This is a genomic window from Reichenbachiella sp. MALMAid0571, assembly GCF_040151475.1.
Lineage (GTDB): Bacteria > Bacteroidota > Bacteroidia > Cytophagales > Cyclobacteriaceae > CAXBNB01.
The window spans coordinates 1-26,610 of record NZ_JBDKWG010000076.1; the positions used below are offsets into that span (position 1 = coordinate 1).

Below are 26,610 nucleotides of genomic sequence, written 5' to 3' on the forward strand. Positions count from 1 at the left end.
GTCCATACAATGTGATAATCACATCGATATAGAACATGACTCAACTTTTTGAAATTACTCATCACTCAAAGTTAAGGGTTTCAGGCATAGCCTAATGTACATAACCACCTTCAAAGAAGGTGGATTTTAAGTTATATTAAAGCAATTATATTTTCCACCATTTAGCTATGGTGTTGGACTTCCATAATGCGTAAAGCCCAACAGGGAAGAATAAAATTAGCAGGATGTTGGTCAAGACTTTGTTGTCATACCATTTGGTTTTGTTTTGTTTTGTTCCATTTCAATTTAGATTTGGTTAGCGGATCGTTCAAAGTTATGGAATTGCCCATAATATTCAAGCAAAGCACACTATGCACTTTATCTACCCCTCAAATTAACTCAATAATCGAATTAATCCTACTGGAAAAGAAAAATCATCCTCAGATTATGCATTGTCCTTTTTATGTCATTATATTTCAAATAAAAAAAGCATGACCCAAATCACCTGGAGCGATTTTGAGAAAGTGGATTTCCGGATCGGAACTATCATCAAGGCTGAGGCATACCCTGAAGCCCGCAAGCCAGCCTATAAGCTGGAAATAGATCTGGGAACTGAACTAGGCGTAAAAAAATCAAGTGCCCAAATTACTGTGCTTTATACTCCGGAAGAACTTATTGGCAAAAGGGTGATGTGCGTTGTGAATTTTCCTCCCAAGCAAATTGGCAAGTTCATTTCAGAAGTGCTCGTTACGGGCTTTCCCGATGCGGATGGTTCGGTAGCACTGGCTACTGTCGATAAAGACGTACCAAATGGTGCCAGACTTTTTTAGACGATGACTGATAAGCTTGACATACGATTGCTCACCCCGGCAGATTTTCCCCAAATGTACCGAACGTTTGTGGATGCATTTTCCCAATACAGTGTGAAAATGGAACTTTCCAAAGAGGCATTTCTGGAACGAATGGAAGGGAAAATTAATATTTCGTATGCCCACTCAGTCGGTGTATTTCATGGCGAGAAGCTGGTTGGCTTTATTTTCAACAGCATCAACCACTACGAAGGGCAAAAGACAGCCTACAATGGTGGCACTGGCATAATCCATGATTATTGGGGAAGGGGGCTGACTGCTAAAATGTATGAATTTGTTTTTCCGATATTGAAAAATGATGGCATCAAAAGGTGCGTACTGGAAGTAATCACCACGAACGACAGAGCCATAAAAGCATATCACAAAACAGGGTTTACCCAGTCCAAACACTATAAGTGTTTTATGCTCAAAAATGGTCTTTCCCATAAAAAAGCATACTTGTCAATTAAACTCAAAACATCAAATCCTGAAAATCTATCAGCCTATCAGCCATTTGCCACAGCAAACCCTTCGATGCTCGACTCTTACGAGCAGTTGCCATTCAACCTGAAAAATGAAACCTGTTTTGAAGCATTGCACCACAATGAGGTGATCGGCTACCTCATTTTTCAGCACAAAACCGGACGTATCAGCCAGATGGCAGTAAAACCTGAATATCGCAAAAAAGGAATTGGTACTAACCTGCTCCGGGAAGCATACAACCTGTCACAAAACAAATCTCTTACAGTATTAAACATAGAAAAGCAGGAAACTGAAATGATTTATTTTTTCGAAACCAACGGTTTTGTCAACGAATTGGATCAGTTTGAAATGGAATTGAGGTTGGGAGATTGATTAATCTGGAAATTGATTAAGGAATACTGTCCTTCCTTTCATAAGCTCCATAGTCGGGCTTATCGTCTCTTGGCGTACCGAGAATATCAAAAGTTATGCCTATGTCATCCCCTTTGTCTCTGGCATTTCCTAATGAATCAATCTGATAGTCGAAAAGGAAGAGGTCGTGAAAACCCGGGAAGTTATTGTCAGTGCTAATCGTATTGCCAATTTCTTCGTATCCGAAATCTGTGGTTCTGATGATATTATCATGAAGTTCCAAAACAACCTGCTGCTGACCAGAAGCACTTATAATCAACTCATCATCTTCATTGCCCCATAAAACAGAATTTACAATTTTCAGGTTTAAATCAGCTGTGAGAAGTGAATTGTCGCCCGCTACTATGTTGTCAGCAAACTGAAAAGAAGACCCCTCACGAAAAAAAGAGGTCGGTTCATTGACAAAAGTACAATGCTCATAGACGTAATTACCACCCAAAAAATTACCTATTACATATTCATTGCAATTATACACCACAGTATTGTAAGCCCTGATGTCGGAAGTAAACGCTTCTATGCCTGCTACCGACATGTGCTCAATTATGGTATTGCCAATTTCAAGATCATAGTCAGTATCATCATCCGGAGTGCCAACCCTCAATCCCCTGATCCCATTGCTGATGATGGCATGTTCTATTTTATTGTCAAAACTGCCCTCAAGGTAATAGATACCATCCCACTGTCCGGGAGATATAGTAAACTTAGGATCAAGTCTTGTATTTCTTACGATTACTTTATTTTCAAGCTCTCCATTCAACCTAAGCGATCCTTTCACAAAAAGGGAGGCATCATTATCTATATAGATCCGTGTCCCTGCCTCCACGTCCAAAGTACACAGGGTATCCACCAGTGCAAAATTATAAATCACATAAGGCCTGTTTGCCGTCCAGGTAGCATTGCAGTCAATGATTTCACCATTAATAAATGTAGCGTCCTGCCCCCATGTCACCAGCTTGACATGCTCGGAGTTTCCGTTGGACTCGAACACAATAGAGTCTTTTACCAGATAAGGCAAGTCCTCATCCTGAGGATCAATTTGCACTTTGATCAGGATAAGCATACTGTCCTTCCCCAATATCACTTCATTACTGAAATTATTTTGCTCTTCGCCATTCACTATGATGGTATAGTCAGAATTGCTTCCTTTCCCCAGTTGAATACTGGACAGGTTTACCGCATTTTTGTTTGGGTTAAAAACCTTAAGTCTCTTCGTAATGCTACCGACGCTGCTAAATAATGTATCGAAAATCACCGTATCTGTCGAAAAACTAAGCCGGGCATTTTTGTCCGTGGTAAGTTCCTCCTCCACAGGGCTACAGGCATATACCAATAGTACTATTGAAAACAACAAAGGGAAAAGATGACGAAGATTCAAATGGATGGTTTTGAATGGCATATTATTTTTCTCCTGCTAATTCTATACTTTTCGAAATGAGCTTAGGGCTAAGCCACGTTCCTTTTACAGAGAGTTCCATAAGCATCTCTTTAATTGAAGAAATTATGTTCAACTGTTTCGCTTTTAGAAGCACTCCTACCGTTCCCGTTAACTTCAAATCAAGCTGTTTTGCATATCTCCTTCCCATTATTTCATCCAATATCACCAAATCTGCTTGCTTTTCTTTGGCCAAAATGAGTACTTCAGATTCCCCAGCACCCAAATCAAAAAACAAAGTTCCGAAATCTTTATTTGAAACAGCTTCAGGAATTATAATTTGTTGATAAAGCTCTTTTAAAATCCATAATTTATCAATTTTTAGTAGAGACAGAATCGGGATTGTGTTTGATATTACTTTAAGCATTATCAAAATCAGATTCTAATTCGTTGGTAACACTTTCATTTATATACGATACACTGTATTTTGACAGTAGATCAAGAAATTCCAGCCTGGAAATATTTAAAAGAGTTGAAGCCATTCCAGAAGATATCTTACCCAATTCATATAACTTGATCAGTGAGATCGTTTTCATCTCATGCTCAAATTCGGATTGTTCCATTTTAAGAGAAAAAGCCAGAGATTCAGGATAACTTATTGCTATTTGCTTTTCCATTTTTCACACGTTTATGATACAAATTCACCTTTCAAAATTAGGATATGATTAAAAACTTTTCAATGAGTCTTACGAAGGTACACACGTATTATTTAATCTTATACCATCAATCCTGTCCTTCCGAAAGTTTCTCTGCATTTTCGGCAATCCTCAATTGTTCAATGAAATCACCAATTTCTCCGTCCATTACAGTGGGCAGGTTGTGCTGAGAGTAGCCAATCCTATGGTCGGTCACCCTTCCTTGAGGATAATTGTAGGTACGAATCTTGTCCGACCTGTCGCCACTGCCCACCATTGATTTTCTCTGCGCACCCACCGCATCGTTGTGCTTTTTTAGCTCTATCTCGTATATCCTTGAGCGCAATACCTTGAGGGCTTTATCCAGATTTTTCAGCTGACTCTTTTCATCCTGGCAAGACACCACCAAACCTGTAGGAATGTGTGTCAAGCGTATGGCAGAGTAAGTAGTATTCACCGACTGACCTCCCGGGCCACTAGAGCAAAATGTATCCTTACGTACGTCATTCATATCAATCTGCACATCCACCTCTTCCATCTCGGGCAGCACCGCCACGGTAGCAGCGGAGGTATGTACCCGTCCCTGAGTCTCTGTAGTCGGAACACGCTGCACCCGATGCACACCGGATTCAAACTTCATCTTGCCATAAACATCCTCTCCGGATACCATGCTTACTATTTCCTTATAGCCGCCGGAAGTACCCTCCGTCAGATCCATCACATTCAATTTCCATCCTTGTTTTTCCGCAAAGCGCTGATACATTCTGAATAAATCCCCTGCAAATATGGCTGCTTCATCACCACCCGTTCCTGCGCGGATTTCGAGTATAGAGTTCTTGCTGTCATTGGGATCTTTTGGAATCAACATTTTCTTCAATAACTCTTCCATTTCCTCCTGCTTCTCTTCCAGTTCTTCCAACTCCATTTTCGCCATTTCACGAAACTCAGGGTCTTTTTCTGTACTGAGTATTTCTTTTGAGCTATCGATATTCTCCAATACCATAGCATATTTATCGTACATTTCTACGATCTTTTCAAGATCCTTATACTCCTTACTCAACTTCGAATACTTATTCATATCCGACATGGCATCCGGCTGAACGATCAGTTGACCTACTTCCTCAAACCTGTGCTTTATTTCCTCCAGTTTATCTATCATGTCCTTTTACTTAAGTACCACAAAACTAATTAATTGACACAACATCATAAATATGAAATTTAATAATATCAGGAGCAATTGCTCCCTGCACATCACTTTATACCCTCGGGCTGTCCTCTATATTTTTTCTTCCCATCCGTACTTTACTGTCATATATACCTTGCAAAAGGAAGAAAAGGATGCCGCTTCCATCCCGGCTATAAACAGGCTTTAGTGCTTTTCTCTGAGTATAAAATATTAAATTAGCAATCAAAATCAATGCCTTCATATTATGAGCACTTCTACCATATGCCTGTCATTTACCTTCATTTTTTTTATTTGCTTATTTGCCTGCAACAATTCCAACACCAGCCAGGACAGCAGCAGGATAAAGGAAATCATGAAAACACATGAAATCAAAAAAATATCTGATGTAGATATACTGAATAAAGCACTGGAAATTGGAAATGAAATAGCTCAATCCAGTCAGGGTGCTCTATCACAAAAACTGATGCAATCCATGAAAAAAGATGGAATTGCAGAAAGTATTAAATTTTGTCATGTAGCAGCCTCTCCCCTCACCGACTCCCTGAGCACAATATACAAAGCGACCATAAAAAGAACCTCCAACAAATTACGAAACCCTAGCAACCAGCCAGATGCCATCGAAACACAACTGTTGGATGCTTACCAGTACTCTTTTGACAACAAGCTGGAACTAAAGGAATCAGTGCAGGTAGTGAACAATGAAAAAAGTGTCCTTTATACCAAACCCATTATGATCAATAACCCGACTTGCTTGAACTGCCACGGAGAACCGGGGAAAAACCTGCTGAACGAAAACAATTTATTACTTAAATCACTGTACCCTTCCGACAGTGCCACCGGCTATAAGCTCAATGACTTTAGAGGAATGTGGAGTATAACGATCGACAAGAAGGAAATAATAAATGCTCTGTAAGAAAGAGTCTCTGCAAGTTGAAAAGCAGGATCGTCTTTCATATCTACACTTCACCAATTGAAGTAAGATAAAATACCTCATTGTCTTTTTTATTCTGAAGTAATTTTCTTAAAATTGTAATTAGGGCAAAAGCCCTAATTTTACAAATCACATGAAAACAAAAGACAGAATCGTAGGGACTGCCATACAGTTGTATAATGAAAATGGATTTTCTAATATAACCAGCAGGCACATTGCCAGGAAAATTAAAATCAGTCATGGCAATTTAGAATACCATTTTCCGAATAAAGAGTCTTTACTTTTTGCCATATACGAGCAGATGAGGGAAGAAATATCCTCTTTCTACACAGGTCAGGATAAAGAAGTGTCCAACCCTGTAGAACATCTTCACAAACTGCTCGTGCGATTAGAAGAGTTTCAATGGAAATACAAATTTTTCAATCTTGATGTTTTAGAAATATCAAGAAACTACGAGAAAGTAAATCTATTATTGAAAGATACACTCCAGATTAGGAAGACCCAAATGTCGGGCTTGTTTCAACGTTTTATCAATGAGCAATATATGAAACCTGAGCCGGTAGCAGGGTATTATTACAGGGTTCAGCACACCATAAGGATACTCATCACTTTCTGGAATTCTCAGGAAGTCGTACTTTCCAATTTTGATTTTAACCAAAGGGGAGAAATGGTCAGACATATCTGGGATTTGTTGCTTCCCCACTTTACAGAAAAAGGAATTAAGGAATATGAAGCTGTGAATCAGAAATTTCCTCTCCCTGAACTAAATCAAGCAATATGAAAGCAATATCTATAATTGACCTAACGGTAATCGTTGCTTATATCGCTGGCATTTTAATTGTTGGGATACTTGTAGTACGCAAAAAGACCCTCAACACCGACAGCTATTTTTTAGCCAACCGTTCTTTGAAGTGGCCTGTTATCGGAGCAGCTCTTTTTGCATCCAATATTTCCACTGTACATTTGGTTGGCTTAGCTGCTTCTGGATTTAGAGACGGACTGGTTTGGGGCAATTTTGAATGGATGGCCGTACTTACATTAATTATTCTGGGATTAATTTTCTCTCCTTTTTACTACAAAAATAAGATAGCTACCCTGCCCGAGTTTTTGGAAATACGTTATAATGGCATCACACGTACCTGCCTTGCATTTCTTGCATTATTAGGGGCACTTTTTATGCATATAGGAGTGAGCCTATACGCTGGAGCTGTTGTATTTGAGCACTTTTTTGGAATAGATGTATATGTCTCTATTCTACTTATTTCATTTATTACAGCCCTATATACAGTAATCGGAGGCTTGCAATCTGTGGTAGTTACAGAGACTATCCAAACAGTGATATTGATAGGAGGTGCATTCGTTCTAACGGCTTATGGTTTTATGGCATTACCCGAGCATGGAATCAACAGTTGGGTTGAATTGAAAGCTGCTGCCAAACCTGAACAGCTCAGTATTGTGCCTTCAGCTCAAAATACTTCGGGGCTCACCTGGCAGGCAATCTTGCTCGGATATCCGGTGCTTGGCATTTGGTATTGGTGTGCGGATCAAACCATAGTACAACGGGTGTTAGGTGCTCAAACACTTAAAGATGCCAAAATAGGCCCCTTGTTTGCTGCAGCCATCAAGATTTTACCTGTTTTTATTTTTGTCTTTCCAGGGGTGCTGGGCTATGTGTTGTTCAAAGACATTATCACTGATGCCAACGATACTTTCCCGATGCTTATTACCCAACTGTTGCCTACAGGACTCAAAGGACTTATGGCAGCCGCTTTACTTGCAGCACTAATGAGTACCATTGCTGCCGCACTCAACAGTGCCGGAACATTGGTATCCATTGACATTGTGAAAAAAATACGCCCTGAGACCTCTGACAAACAACAAGTCTTTATTGGTCGGGCAACTGCTGTAATAGTCATGCTGATTGCCATTTCCTGGTCTCCACTTATTGCCAGATTCAATAGTATTTTTGAAGCCATCAACATCTTATTGACAGTAATCTCTCCACCTATTACCACTGTTTTTGTTCTGGGCCTATTTTGGAAAAGAGGAAATTCTCAAGGTGCTATTGCTACATTCACAGGCGGATTTCTCCTGGGGTTAGTGGCTTTCCTTCTGGACTTTCCTGTAGTAGGAAACACCAAAATCATAACAGATACACTGGGAATATCATTTATGATGCAAGCCTGGTGGTTGTTTGTATGTTGTTCTGCTATTTACATTGTGACCAGCCTATTGACACCAGAACCAGATTATAAGAAAATTGAAAGCTGTACCATGAGTTCTCCTTTAGCCTTTTTGAAAAATGAAGATGGAGAAACCCGTAATGTCCCCTTAATACTGTCTGGCCTGTTGATACTAATCATGGTTTTACTCTATTCATTTTTTAGCTAAAAAAAAGAAATATGAAATCTATAAGTAACCTTATTCTTCTGTTAGTTCTGGTAATTGCGGCATGTACAACATCCCCAAAGGAAAAGGAAGTCGTGTCTAAGAAAACTTCAGAAGAATCAATTAATAAAGTCAGAAGATTTGGCTCTGTGATCAGGGTAAAACCGGAAATGCTGGCTCAATACAAAGAACTTCATGCCAATCCATGGCCGAAAGTTCAGGAGCAAATTACCAAAAGTAACATTCGCAATTATTCCATATACCTAAAAGACGATTACTTGTTTGGCTATTTTGAATATGTAGGAAATGATTTTGAAGAAGACATGAAAAAAATGGCAGAAGATTCTGTTACCCGGGAATGGTGGAAAATGACAGATCCTTGTCAAATCCCGTTGGAAACCCGGGCAGAAGGCGAATGGTGGGCAAACATGGAAGAAGTATTTCATCAAGACTAACTAAATAAGCTATGAAAAAAATTACCCTCTTAATGTTATTGGCAATCTTTCTCTTTTCCGCTTGTACAAAAGAGAAAAATCCCAACATTGTCATCATCCTTGCGGATGACCTGGGCTATGGAGACCCTCAGGTGTACAATTCAGAATCCAAAATTACAACACCCAACATAGACCAACTAGCTGTAGAAGGCATGCGCTTTACCGATGCTCATACTCCAAGCAGTGTGTGTACCCCTACCAGATACGGACTATTAACCGGCAGATATGCCTGGCGTACCGAGTTGAAAAAAAGTGTGCTCTGGATGTGGGATAAACCTTTAATAGCAAAAAACAGGCTGACAATTCCCAAGATGCTAAAGGCCAAAAACTACACAACAGCATGTATTGGTAAATGGCACTTGGGCTGGAGATGGCCATCCAATCAAGGTAGTGGTTTTATGAATGACACCATTCCAATTGGCGATTATAGGTTGAAGGGCAGAAATGAACTTTGGGAAAGAATTGATTTCAGCAAAGAGTTGGGAGGCGGGCCTCTGGAAGCCGGGTTTGATTACTACTTCGGAGATGACGTACCAAATTTTGCTCCTTATACTTTTTTTGAAAACAACAAACTCACTAAAATCCCCAATCAGATTAAACCCAATGATATGTATGGTGGATCGGGCCCTATGTCCGAGGATTGGAAATTAGAAAATGTAATGCCTGAAATAACCAAACGGGCAGTAAAATACATTGAAGAGAAAACCCAAAGCGACAAACCTTTTTTCCTGTATTTTGCTTTAACAGCACCGCATACTCCCATTGCTCCCACAGATGAATTCAAAGGAAAAAGCGAAGCAGGTCTTTACGGAGATTTTGTACACGAGGTAGATTGGTCGGTCGGTCAAGTTGTTAAAGCCCTAAAAAAATCTGGTGAGTTTGAAAACACTCTCATAATTTTCACTTCTGACAATGGTTCGCCACAAAGAGATGGCACCAACATGGGTGGTCAAATTGCTTCTGTGAAAAAGTATGGGCACGATCCGAGCAGGCCCTGGAAAGGTATGAAAGCAGATATTTGGGAAGGTGGCCATAGGGTGCCATTCATCGCCTCTTGGCCAGGTAAGATTGAAGCAAATACTGTCAACGATCAACTTGTTTGCCTGACAGATATCATTTCATCAGTTGCTTCCATATTGAAGATTCCGAAGAAGAATGACTCTATGGAGGACAGTTGGGATATCTCACCAACTCTGTTTCAAAACAACACTCCAATCCGTGAAGACCTAATTCATCACTCCATTGACGGAACCTTCGCCATACGAAAAGGAGACTGGAAACTGATAGAGGGCAGGAATTCCGGAGGATTTAGTAAAGGTTTAAAAATCGACGGAATTCCGGTAGAAACAGAAGGTCAGTTATACAATATTTACAATGATCCCTCAGAAAAGGATAACCTGTACGCCTCAGATGAAATAAAAGTAAGAGAATTGTCACAAATACTAAATAAATATAAAACCACCGAAAGAAGCTCTTATGAATAAGATTCTAAAAATTCAATTGGCACTTATGCTATGTCTTGGAAGTAGCATGTCTATTGCACAAGTAAGCAAAACTGGCAGCTTGGGAAATTATGTGGAAATCTCACCTTCCGACTCTCAGGAAGAAATTATCAACAAAGCTGCCCGTGTGACACCAAGTCCCAAGCAATTGGCATGGCAGAAAATGGGCTTAACAGCCTTTCTGCATTTTGGAATCAATACATTTTCAAATAGAGAATGGGGAGATGGCAAAGAAGACCCGGCTAATTTCAATCCTGAACAATTAGACGCAGAACAATGGGTAAAAACCTGTAAAAAAGCTGGCATGAAACTCATTATACTCACAGCAAAACACCATGATGGCTTCTGTCTGTGGCCGAGTAAGTACACCGATCACTCTGTGAAAAGCAGTCCTTGGAAAAATGGAACCGGGGACATAGTAAAGGAACTTTCTCAAGCATGTCAGAAGCATGGTATGAAGCTTGGGATTTACCTTTCTCCCTGGGACAGAAACAGTCAGGTATATGGAACAGGCGAATACAATGACTATTTCGTAAATCAGCTTACAGAGTTATTGACCAATTATGGTGATGTAGCGGAAGTATGGTTCGATGGAGCAAATGGAGAAGGACCCAATGGCAAAAAGCAGGTATATGACTGGCAGAGGTATTATACAACCATTCGAAAGTTACAACCCGATGCTGTAATAGCCATCATGGGGCCGGATGTGCGTTGGGTAGGAACAGAATCCGGATACGGCCGGGATACGGAATGGAGCGTAGTACCTGCAAATACTCAGGACGAAAACAAGATTGCGGCTACTTCACAACAAAAGACAGGTACATTCAGACCGGAAGTTAATGCTATGGCAAAAGACATAGGAAGTCGTGAAAAGCTCTACAGTGCTGATAAATTAGTTTGGTATCCTTCGGAAGTAGATGTATCCATCAGGCCGGGCTGGTTTTACCACCCGGATCAAGACGACAAAGTTAAAAGTGTAGAAAAACTGCTCGATATCTACTACAGTTCCGTCGGAAAAAACTCTCTGCTTCTACTTAATATACCACCGGATACACGGGGGCTTATCCATGAAAATGATGCTGCCATACTAAAGAAATGGAGAGAGGTTCTGGACCAAACCTTCAAAGTAAACCTGGCTAAAAAAGCTAAAATGACTTTTGAAAAAATACCAGACACACCAAACTCAAAAAACCTTATTGATAACAACTACGACACATATTGGTTAGCCAATAAAAAAACTCCAACCATTGAAATCAAGCTCAAAGGTGAAAAAACTTTTGACCGACTGATGGTACAAGAACAAATCAGTGTAGGACAAAGAATTGAAAAATTTAAAGTAGAAGCAAAAATCAATGGCAAGTGGGAAACACTTTCTGAAGGAACCACTATTGGCTACAAACGACTGCTGAGGTTTAAGGAAATTACCACTAACGAACTGATACTTACTATTTTAGAATCACGAGCCAACCCTGCATTAGCAGAATTTGGAATCTACAAGGCTGTAAGTGAATAAGTTTATCAGAAATTGAATGAGGACATAAATGAGCAAATCAATTATAATAAAAAAGGCATCATCGGTTGATGTCCGGTTTAAATTGACAGATGGTGCAGGATCAGATGCCGTACACACAACTCCTATATACGCCTATGCAGTTTGTAAATTAAAAACAGACTCAAATATTGAAGGGGTAGGACTTGCTTTCACTCTGGGGATGGGCAATAATCTGGTTTGCCAGGCTATAGATTACCTGGCCAAGCACATTGAAGGCAGGGAAATAAATGAACTTATGAGCAATTTCGGAAAGGTATCGAAAGCTATGGCCGATGATCCCAATTTTCGATGGCTGGGGCCGCACAAAGGAGTGGTTCATCTGGCATTGGCGAGTGTGACCAACGCTTGCTTCGACTTATGGGCAAAAGCCAATGGCATTCCATTATGGAAGTTGCTCATTGATTTACCATCCGAGTCAATTGTAAATACCCTTGACCTTTCTTACCTGGAAGATGTCATGACCAGAGAAGAAGCCATTTCTATTCTTGAAAAAGCTTTACCATCAAAAACCGAACGCCAGGGTGTTTTATCTACTGGCTACCGTGGGTATGACACATCTATTGGTTGGTTCAATTACAGCGATGAGAAAGTAAAAGCAAACATCAAAAAAGCTATGGATGCAGGCTTCACTGCAATGAAATTAAAAGTAGGATCAGAAGATGCGACACGTGATATCCGAAGAGCACATTTGGTAAGGAATACAGCCGGAGATGCTGCTACCATTATGCTTGATGTCAATCAGCAATGGAATCTACCTAAGGCGATTGAAGTGTGTAAGGAACTAAAAAACATTAACCCATTTTGGATTGAAGAACCAACTCATCCCGATGATGTTTTGGCTCATGTTACATTAGCCAAAGAAATAGCACCAATTAAACTGGCTCTTGGAGAACATGTACCAAACAGGATCATATTTAAAAACTACCTCCAATCAGAATGTATGCATTTCAATCAGGTAGATGCCGTGCGTGTCGGTGGCATTTCCGAATTTATTACCATCAGTCTGATGTCAAAAAAATACAATGTGCCAGTAGTTCCTCATGTTGGTGATATGGGACAGATTCACCAACATCTTGTTTTGTTCAATCATATTTCTATTGGCCATGAAGCCATATTTCTGGAACACATTCCACATCTGAAAACTCACTTTAAGTACCCTGTACAAATCATAGATGGATATTATCAAGTACCGCAACAACCTGGAATGAGCACTGATTTAAAATATAAATAAAAAAACCATGAAATTAACACAAGCTATTTTTATAATGTTGCTGTTATGGTCATGTGCTGAAAAAGCACCCATTACTGGCTTAGTTAAATCTCCTAACGACCTTCACTTTGACAAGCTTTCAAATGTTTGGGATGAAGCGATACCCCTCGGCAATGGTATGATAGGTGCTTTGATTTGGGAAAAAGAAGGCAAACTTCGATTTTCCCTCGACCGGGCTGACCTATGGGATTTACGCCCAATGGAAAACCTGAAAACTCCTGAATGGAAGTTCAGTTGGGTGTACGAGCAATGGAAAAAAAATGATTACAAACCTGTTCAGGAAAATTTTGATGTTCCTTATGACAGAAGTCCGGCACCTTCAAAGATTCCCGGAGCAGCCTTGGAATTTGACGTGTCAGCATTAGGAGAAGTTGCCTCTGTCCATCTGTATGTGGAAAAGGCTGTATGTGAAGTGGTCTGGAAAAATGGAGTAAGGCTATTAACCTTCGTTCATGCTACTGAACCTGTCGGATGGTATCGATTTGAAGGTTTGGAAAAGGAATTGGAATATGAACTCATCCCACCTGCCTATAATGTTAAAGAAAAAAGTAAAACAGAAAGTCCTGTTACAGGACAAGACCTAAGAAGACTTGAGTACCCCGAAGGCAAAGTAACTAAAAGTGGAAACTCTATTACCTATGAACAGGAAGGTTGGGGTGGATTCAGGTACCAGGCGAATGTAACCAGGAAGATGGACAAAGGAACCATGAAAGGTTGCTGGAGTATGAGTTCTGAATTTCCCGGATGGGATAAAAAGCCATCTGCTCAGGAAATTACCGATAAGAACTTGAAAACCGGAATAGCAAATGCCTTCACTACTCATAAAGATTGGTGGAAAAATTTCTGGAGTAAATCAGCCATAAATGTACCTGATTCTATATTACAAAAACAATGGCATCTGGAACAATACAAGTTTGGGTCTGCTGCCAGAGCTGATGCTCCACCTATTTCCCTACAGGCTGTCTGGACCGCTGACAATGGTAAATTACCACCATGGAAAGGAGACTTTCACCACGACCTTAATACACAGCTAAGTTACTGGCCTGCCTATAGTGGCAATCATTTGGAAGAGGAAATTGGCTTTTTGGATTGGCTCTGGAAATACAAAGACACTTTCAAAAAATATACGCAAGACTACTATGAAACCGAAGGATTGAATGTACCCGGAGTATCAACGCTCACTGGTGATCCCATGGGAGGCTGGATCCAATACTCTTTTGGCCCAACGGTATCCGCATGGCTGGGGCAGCATTTTTACCTGCACTGGAGGTACAGTATGGATCGGGAGTTTCTGAAGGAAAAAGCATATCCATGGATTAAAGATGTTTCGGTTTATTTAAATGCAATCTCCGTAATTGGAGACAATGGGTTGCGCAAGCTCTCAATCAGCTCCAGCCCTGAAATGCACAACAACAGCAAAGAGGCATGGTTTGATGAAACCACCAATTTTGATTTGGCTTTGGTCAGGTGGACTTTTGAAAAAGCCTCAGAACTGGCAAGTGAACTCAATTTGAAAAGTGATGCAGAAAAGTGGATGGCTATCCTAGAAGAGTGGCCTCAATTGGCCATTGACACAGAAACAGGACTGATGATAGCACCCGGTGTTACGTTCGATGAATCACACCGCCATTTCTCTCACCAGCTTGGCTACCACCCCCTTGGAGTAGTTGATTTTTCAAAAGGAAAAGAGCATCAGAAAATCATTGAAAATACCATCAAAAATCTGGACAATAAAGGAACTGACTGGTGGACAGGGTATTCATTTGCATGGATGGGAGGCTTAAAAGCCCGTGCCTTTGATGGGCAAGGAGCGGTAGAATACCTACTGAAATTTGCCACCAGCTTCTGTCTGCCCAATAGCTTTCATGTGAATGGAGATCAATCCGGTACAGGACTTTCTAAATTCACGTACAGGCCTTTTACATTGGAAGGTAATTTTGCTTTTGCTTCGGCTTTACAGGAAATGCTCATCCAAAGCCACACAGGAGTAATCCATATTTTTCCTGCAATACCAGCTTCATGGAAAGATGCCAGTTTCGACCAATTAAGGACTGAAGGTGCTTTCCTTATTTCTGTAATAAAAGAAAAGGGACAAGTAATAACTGTGGACGTAAAAGCGGAACAAGGAGGTACACTCAAACTAAAAAATCCTTTCGGAAATTCTGCTTTCGAGTGTTCTACCAAATATGAAACCGACGATCAAAATACAATCATTATCAAAACCAGTTCGGGTGACAAGATTACGTTAAACATCAAATTATGAACAGGCTCTCTCTTCTATTTCCGTTTTTGATTCTGACAGTATGGTTGGGAGATGAAATCTCTCCGGAGGAGATAGGATGGTTTGTCATGTACTTAAAATAAATTTAGAAGAATATAAATGGTAAATTTTAGCTCTATGAAAACATTACTGTCGTTTTTCCTGATCCTCGTGTTTGCTGTAAACCTAAACGGTGAAAAAAAGAGGAAGATAAAAGTTGCCTGTGTAGGAGATAGTATCACTTTCGGTGCTCGTTTGGAAGACCCATCTACTGACTCCTATCCGGCTCAACTGCAGAGTTTATTGGGAGAAAAATACGAAGTAACAAACTTTGGAGTCGGTGGCAGCACACTTATAAGAAAAGGCCGACCAACAGTTTGGAATCAATTACCAAAGATTATCGAAATGAATCCTGATGTCGTGGTGATCAGTCTTGGTACCAATGACACCTGCGGAATGGGCACCTGCGGAAACCGTAAGTGCTGGGAATACAAAGATGAGTACGCCAAGGATTACAACGATCTCATTGACATTTTGAAAGAGTTGCCATCCAAACCCGACATCTGGGTTTGCGCTCCATCTCCAATGGTAATAGAAACTCCAGACTTAGACGATTCCAGAATAGAAGGTCTTACCATTAGAAAACCAAGACTTCAAGAATTAATTGGCATTGTAAAAAATGTCGCCAAAGAAAAAAATATTGAATTCATTGACCTCAACACTCCTATGGATCATAAACCAGAGCTCTTTACTGAAAAAGATGGTGTTCACCCAAACAAAGATGGCTATAAGGTAATAGCTGAGTTGGTTTATAAGGGGATTAAGAAATAAATCAGAATACACTTGTTAAACAATTAAGGCATGACGCATTTGAAGGTTTTTACCGTTAGTTTTTTCATCATCTTTCTCATTTCCGGTTGTAATCAGGAAGCTGAAAAGAATAAGCCAAACATCGTATTTTTCTTTGTAGATGATATGGGCTGGCAGGATACCTCAGTGCCATTTCATACAGAAACAACCAAACTAAACAAACAATACTACACCCCCAATATGGAGCAGTTGGCAAGGGAAGGAGTGAAATTTACTCAGGCTTATGCCAGTGCTCTTTGCTCTCCATCCCGCATCAGTTTGATGACAGGCATGAATGCTGCCAGACATAGGGTGACAAGTTGGACATTGAGAAAGGATGTTTCTCCTGACCAGCAAAATAAAAACATACAAGCTCCGGATTGGAATGTCAATGGGCTAAGTGCCGAGCCAAATCAACCCAGAACAGTCTATACACAAACATTGCCTCAACTGCTAAAAAAGGCAGGTTACAAAACCATTCATGCCGGAAAAGCCCACTTTGGTGCAAAAGATACTTCAGGTGAAAACCCTCTGAACCTTGGGTTTGATGTCAACATTGCAGGACATGCTGCCGGAGGACCGGGAAGCTATTGGGCAAAATACAATTTCAGTGCCGATTGGCGGTCGCCGGGAAATCACATCTGGGATGTACCCGGATTGGAAAAATACCACGGCACTGACATATACTTAACAGAAGCTTTGACGCTTGAAGCAAACAAAGCAATCAGCAAAGCTGTCGAAGAAAAAAAACCTTTTTACTTATACATGTCGCACTATGCCATACATGCACCGTGGGAAAAAGACAATCGATTTTATAAAAAATATATTGATGCAGGATTGAGTGAGTTTGACGCCACTTATGCCTCAATGCTGGAGGGAATGGACAAATCTTTAGGAGATATTCAGGCAAATTTAATAAGGCTGGGAGTAGATGAAAATACAGTCATTGTATTCATGTCAGACAATGGAGCTCCCAAGCAAGCCGCCAGAAACCTGCCGCTCAGAGGACATAAAATTTCTCCTTATGAAGGTGGAACACGTGTTCCAATGATGGTGAAATGGCCGGGCATTACCAAACCTGAAACTGTAAACAATCAGTATGTAATTATCGAAGATATTTTTCCCTCATTCTTAGAAATGGCAGGACTGAAAGAAGAAGCCGGCAAAAGTATAGATGGGATTAGCTTTTTACCATTACTTGCCAAAAAGGGGCAATACCCTATAGATCGACCACTCTATTGGCACTTTCCAAATACCTATGACCAGCCTCCTTACAGTTCTGTAAGAAAAGGAGATTGGAAATTGATATACCACCACACCGACAGGAAAATTGAAGTATTCAACCTCAAAGAAGATCTTGGAGAACAAACCGATCTGTCTGAAACCAATGCTGCAAAAACTAAAGAATTAGCCAACTTACTTACAGAACATTTGATCGCTACAAAAGCCCAGATGCCAACAGATAAAATTTCCGGTAAATTGGTTGAATATCCGATTGATGCATTTATGAACAAAACCGAGTAGTATTATCAATCTATGAGCAGCCTGTCAACATTCGATTTACCTGTAAACAAAAAACCGATTGTCATTATTGGTGCTGGTGGAATTGTAAAAGATGCCCATTTACCAGCATACAAAAAAGCAGATTTTGAGGTTAGTGCTATTTACGATTTGGATACCGAAAAAGCAAAAGCATTGGCACTAAAGTTTGAAATTCCAACGGTTTGCATAGACCTGAAAGAACTTGTTGAGTTTGCTCAACAAAATGATTGCGTGTATGACATGGCATTGCCCGCTTCTGTTATTTTATCGGTACTTGCCAATATTCCGGATGGGTCAGGCGTACTTATCCAGAAACCAATGGGGGAAAATATCACACAGGCAGAAGCCATTTTGGGTTTGTGCCGGAAAAAGAAACTGGTTGCCGGCATCAACTTTCAGCTTCGGCATGCTCCCTATGTGACTCATGCGAAAAAGCTCATTGATCAGGGCGCAATCGGAGAACTGCATGACATAGATGTCCGGATGAATGTCTATACCCCCTGGCATTTATGGGATTTTTTGTGTCAGTTGCCAAGAGTGGAAATATTGTACCACAGCATTCATTACATTGATATGATTCGGTACTTTTTAGGGGAACCCAAAAGAGTATTCGCCAAAACCACCAAACACCCCAATATGAGAGCTTTGGCTTCCACAAGGTCTTCTATTATTATGGATTATGGTGATCTGGTACGAGCCAATATCAATACCAATCATGGCCACAACTTTGGTTCAAATCATCAGGAATCTTATTTCACTTTTGAGGGAACAGAAGGAGCAATCAAAATAACAGTAGGAGTTTATCTGGACTATCCTAAAGGATTGCCGGATCAATTTGAATACATCTCTCTCAAAGATGGTGAAAGCTGGAAAGAAGTAAAGATAGAAGGCTCATGGTTTCCCGATGCATTTATTGGGCCAATGGCCGGGCTGATGTGTAAAACAGAAAATCCGGCATACACTTATATCAATTCCGTAGAAGATGCCATCCATACCATGGATGTGGTGGAAAAGTGCTATGAATCCAGCGAAAATCTATAAGCTTGTTTCCCCTTCAGGTTTACAATCTCAAAATAATACAAAAATCGACTAAAAGTCACCAACTATTTTTGTCCATTATACCATAAGAAACAAATATGGGGAAGAACACAAGAGGCTGTCTTGGTTCTGGTTGATTATCTGATTTTCACTCCCAGAGTGGGTATTTTTCAAGTTTAATTTCTTCACCAAAAAACAGATTGGCAGCATTTTCAAAACCCTTGGTAATATCAGAAACTAAAAACCTGTTTCTATTGGGAGTAGAAAGGTTCATGAGATTGGATTCTTCGAGGTAGTTCTTTAGCGAAAGGGCTACTGTTTCTGCAGAATCTATTATATCTACTGACCCGTCGTAATATTGGCTGATCTCATCTTTGATAATAGGATAATGGGTGCAACCCAGAATTAAGGAATCTATTCCTTTGAGGGTTTCGTCCGACAGGTATTTGTCAATGACATCCCGACTGATGGAGTTGCGAACAAAGCCTTCTTCTATCATTGGTACCAATAGAGGAGTGGCTAAGGAGCCAAATTCTCTGACTTTACCTTTTAGTTTTCGGTCAAATGCTCCAGAGTTAACGGTCTGTAATGTTCCGATTAACCCCACCTTTTTCATGCCATTAGTAGCAATGATGTGCTCTACTGCCGGATCGATTACATTGATTACCTTGGCTTTCGATCCTGCATATTCCTTGATCAGATCATAAGCCGCAGCAGAAGCGGAGTTGCATGCTATGAGAATTACTTTGCAATTTTGCTGCAACAATATGTCTGTAATTTTGATGGCATAGGCCTGAATCGTAGCGGTAGATTTGTCCCCATAGGGTAAATGTGCAGTGTCTCCGAAATAAACAATTTGTTCATTAGGTAGTAAATTGCTTACAGCTTTTGCTACCGTGAGCCCTCCGGTTCCACTGTCGAATATGCCAATTGGCTGAGATGCCTCCATATAGTTAAATGATGGAATTAACCATCCGTTTTTATCCCTGACGGCAAATTAAAGGAATAACCGTAAGAGCTTAACGGTTGGAAGCAATAAATTGTATGGAATAATGATTTTCTTATTTGATCTCTGCTTTCAAGGCTGACAATAGCATATTCACATGGTTGACATCTGAACTTTCACCCATAAGCCCAATGCGCCAGATTTTTCCGGCAAGTGCCCCTAGTCCACCACCTACTTCAATATTGTACTTGTTGAGCAAAGTGCCTCTTATGGCTGCTTCGTCTATTCCTTCAGGTAACAGTACAGAATTCAACATTGGCAATCGGAACCCTTCCTTTACTAAAAAGCTGAATCCTAACTCTTCTAAGCCATTCTTTAGCAACAAATGATTTTCATGATGCCTTTTGAACCTGTTTCCCAGTCCTTCTTCCAATACCAATCTCAGGGCTTCACGCAATGCAAACATAGCGGATACCGGACCCGTATGATGGTATGCCCTTTTTGCACCGGACCAATAATTCTTGACCATAGTTAAGTCCAGAAACCAGCTTTGTACTTTGGTTTTCCTGTTTTCAAGAACTTCTACTGCCTTTTTACTAAACGAAACCGGAGACAACCCAGGAGGTGCACTCAGGCATTTTTGCGTGCCGGAATAAATTGCATCTATACCCCATTCATCGACTTTCAGTTCAGTACCACAGTAAGAGGTAACAGCATCTACCACCAGCAATGCGCCTGCATCTTTGGCGATTTTGCTTATTTCTTCCAGTGGTTGCAGTACGCCAGTAGAAGTTTCTGCATGTACAATGGCTACCAGTTTGGGATTACAATTTTCAAGGGCATCTTTCAATTGTTGAGGCTCTATATGCTCTCCCCAGGGAACTTCTACCTTGACTACTTTTGCACCACACCTTTCGGCGATATCAGCCATTCTGTTGCCGAATACTCCATGAATGCAAATCACTGCCTCATCACCTGGCTCAAGTAAGTTGACAAGGCAGGTTTCCATTCCCGCACTACCGGGAGCAGATACGACAAAAGTAAGCTGATTCTCTGTTTGGAATGTTTTCTGGGTCATGACTTTTATGTCATCCATGATCTCCAGAAATTCAGGATCCAGATGTCCAATAAGCGGAGTGGACATGGCTTTCAAAACTCTTGGGTGTACATCGCTGGGGCCAGGACCCATCAGAACCCTTTTGCTGGTATTTAATTCTTTGGTATAATCCATTCTTGTTGTATAGTTGAATCGGTTTTTTCAGACTGCAATTCTGGTTACCGAATTGATTGCAACTTATAAAATACTTACGACAATTGTTGAGAATATATTAGACTTTGATGCTCTTATTTTAACCTAAATTGATTGAAATCAATTGATTGTGGGATAAGATAGTTTTAAGGAAACCCCTTCTTTTGAAGCCAAAACAATCCTGCGAACTGAAATTTCCAAACAACGCAAAATCATTCTCGGCAACAGGCGAAACAGGCGATTCCTGATACATTTTGTAGAAAGTACGTCAGCAGAACTTGCAACAAAAAAGTGTAAATTAAACACTGACAATACGCTTCATCAAACCCTCTTTTCAATAAGCAGAATCAATATGTGGATTACTTTGATGTGTATTTCCTGGATGCGATCAGCAAAACCTTGATGGGGTACATTGATCACTATATCTGCGATTTCCGCCATTTTCGTTTCGCCCTTGCCTGTATTTTCATACCGTTTTTCTCAGCAGACTGTATATAGTCTTAGCTCTCGCTAAGATTCATAATGGTCAATCTTAAGGCATAACAAGGTCTCAGCGAGACGCTAGAAACCGATGAACTTTCGGATTGTAGATAAACCCTATGTTTATTTATCTGTTGTTAGAAGTTAGGTTAATTTGGTTTAGGCAGTTTAATAAAGTGTGAACCCAAAATCCTTGCACCTTTAGTATTTGGCAGGTTATTATAATACTCCTCTCCATAATCAAACAATAATTCTGTAACAAGCACATCTTCTTCGATGTTAAATATATTTAATCGAGAAAGGAAGCAACTAAGTGGCATTATCCCACCCCCAAGCCAAATACTACCTCCAACTTGAATTCTATCTAATCTAAAATCATTATAAGGGTGAATTACTGAAAGACTTTGTGAACCTAAAACAAATTTTATTTTCTTTTCACTGACTGTGAGATCGAAAAAAGTCCATTGCATCTTATCAAAATTCATTGTAGCTAAAGTTTCATTGCCTTTTTTGTGATAATATTTCAAATGTATCTCGCTAGGATATTTAGGGTGTTCACTGGAATAATAGATAATAATAAAACGGGCTCTTGTTCTTATGCTATCCAACGAGATTAAAACTCCTGGATATCGTTCATCATAAAGTTTAAATGTTCCCGATATTGAGTATTCGTTCAATTTGTTGAAATCAGAATCTCGAATCTGTAATACGTCGTTAATTCCATCAAATTCGAGACAGTTTGGCCTACTAGGTTCTAACCTTTCAGGTTTAATATTTTCACGAATTGGATTGACATTCAATTTCTTTGTTAATGTGTTCCTATAGTATTTTACCTCACCAATAGTATAATTCTTGCTTTGACTTGTTGTACTATCGTACATTGAGTGGTGCATATGGCATAAGAAAGCAAGGTTATCACTTTTAGAGTTGCCACTGTCTTTATCTAGGTGAGCGATCTGGCCAAGTTTTACCTTATAATCTCCATCAATACCAGCACACAGGGGGCATGTCCTTTTAGAATCGATAAGAACATAAGTTTCAATATCTTTTGGGACGGCTTTTCTACTCATATTTCATAATTACTTCTAACATCTGAGGACATACCCTTTGGTGGTATATACTTACCTTATATTTTACTTCAAAAAATTGTTTTTTATTTCACTCGACCCTACTTCGGTCGGTGATAAACACAATTTGAGATAAAAATAACAACTATTTGGGGAGTTATTATACTAAAGTATCAATATAGACCAACGTCTTTGGTCATCATGAATCCGCTAGCAGTGGAAATCAAACCCTCTTTTCAATAAGCAGAATCAATATATGGATTACTTTGATGTGTATTTCCTGGATGCGATCAGCAAAACCTTGATGGGGTACATTGATCACTATATCTGCGATTTCTGCCATTTTTGCTCCACCCTTGCCTGTAAGTGCTATGGTTTTCATGCCACTTTTCTTGGCCGACTGTATTGCTTCTATTACATTTTTAGAATTGCCACTGGAGCTAATTGCCAACAGCACGTCTCCTTCTTTTCCCAATGCTTCTACATACCGAGAAAACACCTGATCGTAACCAAAATCGTTGGACACACAGGAGAGGTGGCTCGGATCTGAGATCGCCAAAGCCGGAATAGGCTTCCTGTTCTCCCGGTACCTTCCTGTTAATTCTTCAGCAAAATGCATGGCATCACACATGGAGCCTCCATTGCCACAGCTTATGATCTTTCCTCCATTGCTGATAGCATCAACCATCACCTTTGCGGCAGCTTCTATGCTGGCTATGCAGTCCGGCTGATTCATAAAATCATTGAGCACATTGCTCGCCTGTATCAACTCCTGAATAATTACTTCTTTATTTTCCATTCTATTATGCTTTTTCATTTTCTCCCAAAAGAGCTGCTCCAAATACTCCGGCAGAGTCTCCCAAGGTATTTTTAACAATGTTAACTATTGGATCGTCCTTGAACACATACTTTTTCACCCGCTCCATACCGATCGTGTACAGTTCGTCAATATTAGAAAGCCCCCCTCCCAATACGATCTTATTCGGATCAAGTACATTGATGAGATTAGCCATCACTATCCCAAAATGCTCAAAAAAATCATTCATGACCTCTCCTGCATCTTGATCTCCAGCCCTGTAAGCTGCCACTATACTTTTGAGGTCTTTTGCTACTCCGGTTTTATCCAGATACCTTTCCTGCACACCACTTCCTGAAATATACCGCTCTGCACAGCCTTTTTTTCCACAAAAACAATCCACGCCATTGGGATATAAAGTGACATGACCTACTTCTCCACCGAGGTATTGTGCTCCTCTGATGATAGCTCCATCCGTCACTATGCCTCCCCCACACCCTGTTCCCATGATGACTCCAAATACCAGTTTCTCTCCTTTGCCCGCACCCATTACAGCCTCTGCGATGGCGAAACAATTTGCATCATTTTCAATGTTGGGTCGTATGCCAGTAAAACGCTCAAAGTCATTCAGGAATGGCTGGTCATTCAGACAGAGTAAGCTGGAGTTTTTCAAAATCCCTTCCGCATTGGAATAACCCGGGGTTCCGATTCCAAGCCTATGTGGCTGTTCCTTATTTTCTCCAAGGAGGGAATGGTATAACCCGATTATGTTTTTCAAAATATGGTTGTAACCCAATTCCTGCTCTGTAGGGATTCTTTTTCGCTCAATGACGTTGTTTTGAGTATCAAGAACGATTCCTTCTATTTTAGTGCCTCCAAGGTCTATTCCTATTTTCAACATGTTTTGTATTAGTTAATCGCTTTTTTTTATTTTGTATCCATAAAAACCATAGTAGAGCACATAAATGTAGCAAAACAATGGAACTATAAAAGACATGTGAATTCCTAAAAAATCTGCGGCCAAACCCTGAAGAAGAGGAACAACTGCAGCTCCCAATATGGCCATAATCAAAACGGAAGACCCCTGGCTGGTATATTTCCCTAATCCATCTATAGCCAAAGTGAAAATATTAGACCACATGATTGAATTGAATAAACCGATGCTCAATATTGCCCACATAGCTACCTCTCCCTGTGCAAGAAGTGCAGTTACTATCAGGAGAATGACTATGCCTGCAAACAGTCCCAATGTCCTGTTGGGTTTATAACCTCCTGCAATAAATGCCACTAAGTTGAACACTACCAGTCCCAGCCATATAAATGATGTTCTTTCCCCAATTAAAAAGTAAACACTAACAAATGCAACAACGACTATCACTCCGAATGCTACACTCCGTATGGTATTGTTTTTCATGTCTGACAAGGCGATCGCTCCAAAGAAACGCCCAACCATTAACCCTCCCCAATAAAACGACAGAAACATGCTGGCCTCTTTCTCAGAAAATCCTGCAATGTTTTCCAGGTTAAGAAAACGAATCAATGTGCTGCCTATAGTCACTTCACCTCCCACATACATGAAAATACAAATAGCTCCCAGCACAAGGTGTCGGTACTTAATAGCACCCAATCCTTTGGCTATACTGGTGGTTTCTGTCACTTTAGGTAGTTTGGAGAAAACGAAAATAACAGCCAGTGCTCCAAGTATAGCAGCCAATGTCAGGTATGGCATTTGGACGGATTTGACATCCACGTGCAGCAAATCACTGACAGGGGAAAAAATAAAATAGGCACCTATTACAGGCCCCACTGTTGTCCCAAAAGAATTTACCGCTTGTGTAAGGTTCAATCGTCCGGCTGCATTTTTAGGTGTTCCCAAAAGTGCCACATAAGGATTAGCTGCTATTTGCAACAATGTCATACCAGAAGCCAAAATAAACAAGGCGGAAAGAAAGAGTGAATATAATTTGAACTCGGCAGCCGGGTAAAACAACACGCAACCAACAGCCATGATTATTAAGCCGAAAATGATACCTTTTTTATAACCGATTTTTGAAATCAAATCGCCTTGACGAATAGATGAGAAGAAATAAATGACCGAAATAATAAAGTAAGCTCCAAAAAAACAGAATTGTATGAGCATGGCCTGAAGGTGCGACAACTGAAATACATTTTGAAAATGTGGAATCAAAATATCATTCATACTGGTAATAAATCCCCACATCAAAAACAGCAGGGTCAACAAAGCCAATGGTACTAAATAACTCTTTTCCTGCTCGTTGTTAGCAGCACTAAACCGTTTTTCTTCACTCATGCTTTCTTCTTAAGATGTAATCAACATTTCCTTCCTTCTTTCAAACCCGCTCAATCTACAATTTTACTGTTTTAACCCGTTGTGCTAATTAATTTGTCGGATAAAAAGCGTGCATAAGATTGATTATCAGTAAATTAGAGTATACACAAACCAATTTACTATCAAGCCTATGCACGACATTAAAAGTAATTTCGATAAAGTTTTCCAAACGATCAAATCATTGAATATAACAGATCTTGATCAGCATGGAAATATACCCAGACCAGGAGTGTCGCCTTTATTCACTGACATTGAGGTAGTTAGTCTTGTTTTGACCGCAGAGTACATGTCATTGGACAGTGAGAATTGGCTTTTTAAGAAGATTAACTCTGATTACAAAAATGATTTTCCACATTTGATCGACCGAACTCGATACAATCGTAGAAAACGTCAACTGTTTTTACTTCTTGAAAAAATCAGGAATCAGTTGGCATCTAAATTTTTAGAATTTGAAGATTACTTTATCATTGATTCCATGCCTTTGGAAGTATGTAAAATATCAAGAGAGAAAAGGGCTAAGGTCTGCAAAGAGTCTTATGAAAGTGCACCGGACAAAGGATTTTGTGCTTCTCAAAATTTCTATTTTTATGGTTATAAGTTACAAGGCGTGTGTTCGGCCAATGGCGTGTTTCATTCTATTGAATTGACAAAAGCCAGTGTCCATGATGTTACTTTTTTACAACAAATGAACACTCAACTATCTGACTGTGTGCTTATTGTAGATAAAGGTTACCTCTCATCTTCTATTCAATTGGATTTGTTCCATTCGGCCAATATCAGATTGGATACTCCTAAAAGAAACAACCAAAAAACCTATCAAAAGCAAGCATGGGTTTTCAGAAAAACCAGAAAACGATTAGAAACATTGTTTTCTCAACTTTGTGATCAGTTTATGATCCGAAGAAATTATGCTAAATCTTTC

The 26,610-nt window shown here is 40.0% G+C and carries 25 protein-coding genes and 1 pseudogene; 14 read left to right on the forward strand and 12 right to left on the reverse strand.

Annotated features, from left to right (window positions below; genetic code table 11):
• The first annotated feature begins 470 nt into the window (after nucleotides 1-470).
• The gene (locus tag AAOP42_RS01590; RefSeq protein WP_349526700.1) at nucleotides 471-809 is read left to right on the forward strand and encodes a tRNA-binding protein; all 339 of its coding nucleotides are present in this window, start codon (nucleotides 471-473) and stop codon (nucleotides 807-809) included.
• Nucleotides 810-812: 3 nt separating this feature from the next.
• Nucleotides 813-1,682 carry a GNAT family N-acetyltransferase gene (locus AAOP42_RS01595; RefSeq protein WP_349526701.1) on the forward strand — a complete coding sequence of 290 codons (870 nt, stop codon included), beginning with the start codon at nucleotides 813-815 and terminating at the stop codon, nucleotides 1,680-1,682.
• Nucleotides 1,683-1,698: 16 nt separating this feature from the next.
• On the opposite strand, the gene AAOP42_RS01600 is transcribed toward AAOP42_RS01595, so the two are convergent.
• The 5 genes from AAOP42_RS01600 to AAOP42_RS01620 form a co-directional block, all read right to left on the reverse strand.
• Complete coding sequence (locus AAOP42_RS01600; RefSeq protein ID WP_349526702.1) at nucleotides 1,699-3,117, reverse strand: hypothetical protein; 1,419 nt, start codon at nucleotides 3,115-3,117, stop codon at nucleotides 1,699-1,701.
• 1 nt (nucleotide 3,118) lies between these two features.
• Nucleotides 3,119-3,520, reverse strand: a complete 402-nt coding sequence (locus AAOP42_RS01605; protein WP_349526703.1) for a PIN domain-containing protein — start codon at nucleotides 3,518-3,520, stop codon at nucleotides 3,119-3,121.
• Nucleotides 3,513-3,770, reverse strand: a complete 258-nt coding sequence (locus AAOP42_RS01610) for a UPF0175 family protein (protein WP_349526704.1) — start codon at nucleotides 3,768-3,770, stop codon at nucleotides 3,513-3,515. The genes AAOP42_RS01605 and AAOP42_RS01610 overlap by 8 nt, the downstream gene beginning before the upstream one ends.
• Nucleotides 3,771-3,876: 106 nt before the next feature.
• The gene (gene prfA, locus AAOP42_RS01615; RefSeq protein WP_349526705.1) at nucleotides 3,877-4,947 is read right to left on the reverse strand and encodes a peptide chain release factor 1; all 1,071 of its coding nucleotides are present in this window, start codon (nucleotides 4,945-4,947) and stop codon (nucleotides 3,877-3,879) included.
• A gap of 97 nt (nucleotides 4,948-5,044) precedes the next feature.
• Entirely contained in the window at nucleotides 5,045-5,215 is a 171-nt protein-coding gene (locus AAOP42_RS01620) for a hypothetical protein (RefSeq protein WP_349526706.1), read from the reverse strand.
• A gap of 3 nt (nucleotides 5,216-5,218) precedes the next feature.
• On the opposite strand from AAOP42_RS01620, the gene AAOP42_RS01625 reads away from it, so the two are divergent.
• The 11 genes from AAOP42_RS01625 (at nucleotide 5,219) to AAOP42_RS01675 (ending at nucleotide 18,803) form a co-directional block, all read left to right on the forward strand.
• On the forward strand, nucleotides 5,219-5,887 hold the full coding sequence (locus AAOP42_RS01625; RefSeq protein WP_349526707.1) for a Tll0287-like domain-containing protein: 669 nt from the start codon (nucleotides 5,219-5,221) through the stop codon (nucleotides 5,885-5,887).
• Between the two features lie 151 nt (nucleotides 5,888-6,038).
• A complete protein-coding gene (locus AAOP42_RS01630; protein WP_349526708.1) occupies nucleotides 6,039-6,686 on the forward strand; it encodes a TetR/AcrR family transcriptional regulator in 648 nt (215 codons plus the stop codon).
• The gene (locus AAOP42_RS01635; RefSeq protein WP_349526709.1) at nucleotides 6,683-8,296 is read left to right on the forward strand and encodes a sodium:solute symporter family transporter; all 1,614 of its coding nucleotides are present in this window, start codon (nucleotides 6,683-6,685) and stop codon (nucleotides 8,294-8,296) included. The genes AAOP42_RS01630 and AAOP42_RS01635 overlap by 4 nt, the downstream gene beginning before the upstream one ends.
• 11 nt (nucleotides 8,297-8,307) lie before the next feature.
• Nucleotides 8,308-8,748, forward strand: coding sequence for an L-rhamnose mutarotase (locus AAOP42_RS01640; protein ID WP_349526710.1), 441 nt, complete (start codon nucleotides 8,308-8,310; stop codon nucleotides 8,746-8,748).
• A gap of 11 nt (nucleotides 8,749-8,759) precedes the next feature.
• Complete coding sequence (locus tag AAOP42_RS01645) at nucleotides 8,760-10,271, forward strand: sulfatase family protein (RefSeq protein ID WP_349526711.1); 1,512 nt, start codon at nucleotides 8,760-8,762, stop codon at nucleotides 10,269-10,271.
• Nucleotides 10,264-11,802 (forward strand): alpha-L-fucosidase, encoded by a 1,539-nt coding sequence (locus tag AAOP42_RS01650; protein WP_349526712.1) that lies wholly within the window; start codon nucleotides 10,264-10,266, stop codon nucleotides 11,800-11,802. Before AAOP42_RS01645 ends, AAOP42_RS01650 begins: the two co-directional genes overlap by 8 nt.
• A 28-nt stretch (nucleotides 11,803-11,830) precedes the next feature.
• Nucleotides 11,831-13,072, forward strand: a complete 1,242-nt coding sequence (locus tag AAOP42_RS01655; protein WP_349526713.1) for an enolase C-terminal domain-like protein — start codon at nucleotides 11,831-11,833, stop codon at nucleotides 13,070-13,072.
• Between the two features lie 7 nt (nucleotides 13,073-13,079).
• A complete protein-coding gene (locus tag AAOP42_RS01660) occupies nucleotides 13,080-15,374 on the forward strand; it encodes a glycosyl hydrolase family 95 catalytic domain-containing protein (protein WP_349526714.1) in 2,295 nt (764 codons plus the stop codon).
• Between the two features lie 135 nt (nucleotides 15,375-15,509).
• Complete coding sequence (locus tag AAOP42_RS01665) at nucleotides 15,510-16,202, forward strand: DUF459 domain-containing protein (protein ID WP_349526715.1); 693 nt, start codon at nucleotides 15,510-15,512, stop codon at nucleotides 16,200-16,202.
• Between the two features lie 30 nt (nucleotides 16,203-16,232).
• On the forward strand, nucleotides 16,233-17,744 hold the full coding sequence (locus tag AAOP42_RS01670) for a sulfatase (protein ID WP_349526716.1): 1,512 nt from the start codon (nucleotides 16,233-16,235) through the stop codon (nucleotides 17,742-17,744).
• Nucleotides 17,745-17,756: 12 nt separating this feature from the next.
• The gene (locus tag AAOP42_RS01675; protein WP_349526717.1) at nucleotides 17,757-18,803 is read left to right on the forward strand and encodes a Gfo/Idh/MocA family protein; all 1,047 of its coding nucleotides are present in this window, start codon (nucleotides 17,757-17,759) and stop codon (nucleotides 18,801-18,803) included.
• A 145-nt stretch (nucleotides 18,804-18,948) separates the two neighbouring features.
• Here the strand turns inward: AAOP42_RS01675 and murI are convergent, their stop codons facing one another.
• The 7 genes and pseudogenes from murI to AAOP42_RS01710 all read right to left on the reverse strand — a co-directional run bounded on the left by murI (nucleotide 18,949) and on the right by AAOP42_RS01710 (nucleotide 25,649).
• Complete coding sequence (gene murI, locus AAOP42_RS01680) at nucleotides 18,949-19,749, reverse strand: glutamate racemase (protein ID WP_349526718.1); 801 nt, start codon at nucleotides 19,747-19,749, stop codon at nucleotides 18,949-18,951.
• 112 nt (nucleotides 19,750-19,861) lie between these two features.
• Nucleotides 19,862-20,977, reverse strand: coding sequence for a pyridoxal-phosphate-dependent aminotransferase family protein (locus AAOP42_RS01685; protein ID WP_349526719.1), 1,116 nt, complete (start codon nucleotides 20,975-20,977; stop codon nucleotides 19,862-19,864).
• A gap of 339 nt (nucleotides 20,978-21,316) precedes the next feature.
• Nucleotides 21,317-21,457 (reverse strand): annotated as a pseudogene (locus AAOP42_RS01690) (phosphoheptose isomerase); the annotation flags it as partial.
• Nucleotides 21,458-21,624: 167 nt separating this feature from the next.
• Nucleotides 21,625-22,545, reverse strand: coding sequence for a hypothetical protein (locus tag AAOP42_RS01695; protein ID WP_349526720.1), 921 nt, complete (start codon nucleotides 22,543-22,545; stop codon nucleotides 21,625-21,627).
• Between the two features lie 220 nt (nucleotides 22,546-22,765).
• Nucleotides 22,766-23,341, reverse strand: a complete 576-nt coding sequence (gene lpcA, locus AAOP42_RS01700; RefSeq protein WP_349526721.1) for a D-sedoheptulose 7-phosphate isomerase — start codon at nucleotides 23,339-23,341, stop codon at nucleotides 22,766-22,768.
• A 4-nt stretch (nucleotides 23,342-23,345) separates the two neighbouring features.
• On the reverse strand, nucleotides 23,346-24,239 hold the full coding sequence (locus AAOP42_RS01705) for an ROK family protein (RefSeq protein WP_349526722.1): 894 nt from the start codon (nucleotides 24,237-24,239) through the stop codon (nucleotides 23,346-23,348).
• A gap of 12 nt (nucleotides 24,240-24,251) precedes the next feature.
• Nucleotides 24,252-25,649, reverse strand: a complete 1,398-nt coding sequence (locus tag AAOP42_RS01710; RefSeq protein ID WP_349526723.1) for a sugar MFS transporter — start codon at nucleotides 25,647-25,649, stop codon at nucleotides 24,252-24,254.
• A 169-nt stretch (nucleotides 25,650-25,818) separates the two neighbouring features.
• On the opposite strand from AAOP42_RS01710, the gene AAOP42_RS01715 reads away from it, so the two are divergent.
• A partial coding sequence (locus AAOP42_RS01715) for an IS982 family transposase (protein ID WP_349526724.1) occupies nucleotides 25,819-26,610 on the forward strand: 792 nt, incomplete at its 3' end.

Excerpts from the sequence above, each read along its gene's own strand:
- AAOP42_RS01620 (WP_349526706.1), bottom strand. The coding sequence starts at position 5,215 with ATGAAGGCATTGATTTTGATTGCTAATTTAATATTTTATACTCAGAGA.
- AAOP42_RS01645 (WP_349526711.1), top strand. The coding sequence starts at position 8,760 with ATGAAAAAAATTACCCTCTTAATGTTATTGGCAATCTTTCTCTTTTCC.
- AAOP42_RS01635 (WP_349526709.1), top strand. The coding sequence starts at position 6,683 with ATGAAAGCAATATCTATAATTGACCTAACGGTAATCGTTGCTTATATC.
- AAOP42_RS01610 (WP_349526704.1), bottom strand. The coding sequence starts at position 3,770 with ATGGAAAAGCAAATAGCAATAAGTTATCCTGAATCTCTGGCTTTTTCT.
- murI (WP_349526718.1), bottom strand. The coding sequence starts at position 19,749 with ATGGAGGCATCTCAGCCAATTGGCATATTCGACAGTGGAACCGGAGGG.
- AAOP42_RS01655 (WP_349526713.1), top strand. The coding sequence starts at position 11,831 with ATGAGCAAATCAATTATAATAAAAAAGGCATCATCGGTTGATGTCCGG.
- lpcA (WP_349526721.1), bottom strand. The coding sequence starts at position 23,341 with ATGGAAAATAAAGAAGTAATTATTCAGGAGTTGATACAGGCGAGCAAT.
- AAOP42_RS01640 (WP_349526710.1), top strand. The coding sequence starts at position 8,308 with ATGAAATCTATAAGTAACCTTATTCTTCTGTTAGTTCTGGTAATTGCG.
- AAOP42_RS01695 (WP_349526720.1), bottom strand. The coding sequence starts at position 22,545 with ATGAGTAGAAAAGCCGTCCCAAAAGATATTGAAACTTATGTTCTTATC.
- AAOP42_RS01710 (WP_349526723.1), bottom strand. The coding sequence starts at position 25,649 with ATGAGTGAAGAAAAACGGTTTAGTGCTGCTAACAACGAGCAGGAAAAG.
- AAOP42_RS01685 (WP_349526719.1), bottom strand. The coding sequence starts at position 20,977 with ATGGATTATACCAAAGAATTAAATACCAGCAAAAGGGTTCTGATGGGT.
- AAOP42_RS01630 (WP_349526708.1), top strand. The coding sequence starts at position 6,039 with ATGAAAACAAAAGACAGAATCGTAGGGACTGCCATACAGTTGTATAAT.
- AAOP42_RS01600 (WP_349526702.1), bottom strand. The coding sequence starts at position 3,117 with ATGCCATTCAAAACCATCCATTTGAATCTTCGTCATCTTTTCCCTTTG.
- prfA (WP_349526705.1), bottom strand. The coding sequence starts at position 4,947 with ATGATAGATAAACTGGAGGAAATAAAGCACAGGTTTGAGGAAGTAGGT.
- AAOP42_RS01665 (WP_349526715.1), top strand. The coding sequence starts at position 15,510 with ATGAAAACATTACTGTCGTTTTTCCTGATCCTCGTGTTTGCTGTAAAC.
- AAOP42_RS01675 (WP_349526717.1), top strand. The coding sequence starts at position 17,757 with ATGAGCAGCCTGTCAACATTCGATTTACCTGTAAACAAAAAACCGATT.
- AAOP42_RS01595 (WP_349526701.1), top strand. The coding sequence starts at position 813 with ATGACTGATAAGCTTGACATACGATTGCTCACCCCGGCAGATTTTCCC.
- AAOP42_RS01670 (WP_349526716.1), top strand. The coding sequence starts at position 16,233 with ATGACGCATTTGAAGGTTTTTACCGTTAGTTTTTTCATCATCTTTCTC.
- AAOP42_RS01625 (WP_349526707.1), top strand. The coding sequence starts at position 5,219 with ATGAGCACTTCTACCATATGCCTGTCATTTACCTTCATTTTTTTTATT.
- AAOP42_RS01605 (WP_349526703.1), bottom strand. The coding sequence starts at position 3,520 with ATGCTTAAAGTAATATCAAACACAATCCCGATTCTGTCTCTACTAAAA.
- AAOP42_RS01660 (WP_349526714.1), top strand. The coding sequence starts at position 13,080 with ATGAAATTAACACAAGCTATTTTTATAATGTTGCTGTTATGGTCATGT.
- AAOP42_RS01650 (WP_349526712.1), top strand. The coding sequence starts at position 10,264 with ATGAATAAGATTCTAAAAATTCAATTGGCACTTATGCTATGTCTTGGA.
- AAOP42_RS01590 (WP_349526700.1), top strand. The coding sequence starts at position 471 with ATGACCCAAATCACCTGGAGCGATTTTGAGAAAGTGGATTTCCGGATC.
- AAOP42_RS01705 (WP_349526722.1), bottom strand. The coding sequence starts at position 24,239 with ATGTTGAAAATAGGAATAGACCTTGGAGGCACTAAAATAGAAGGAATC.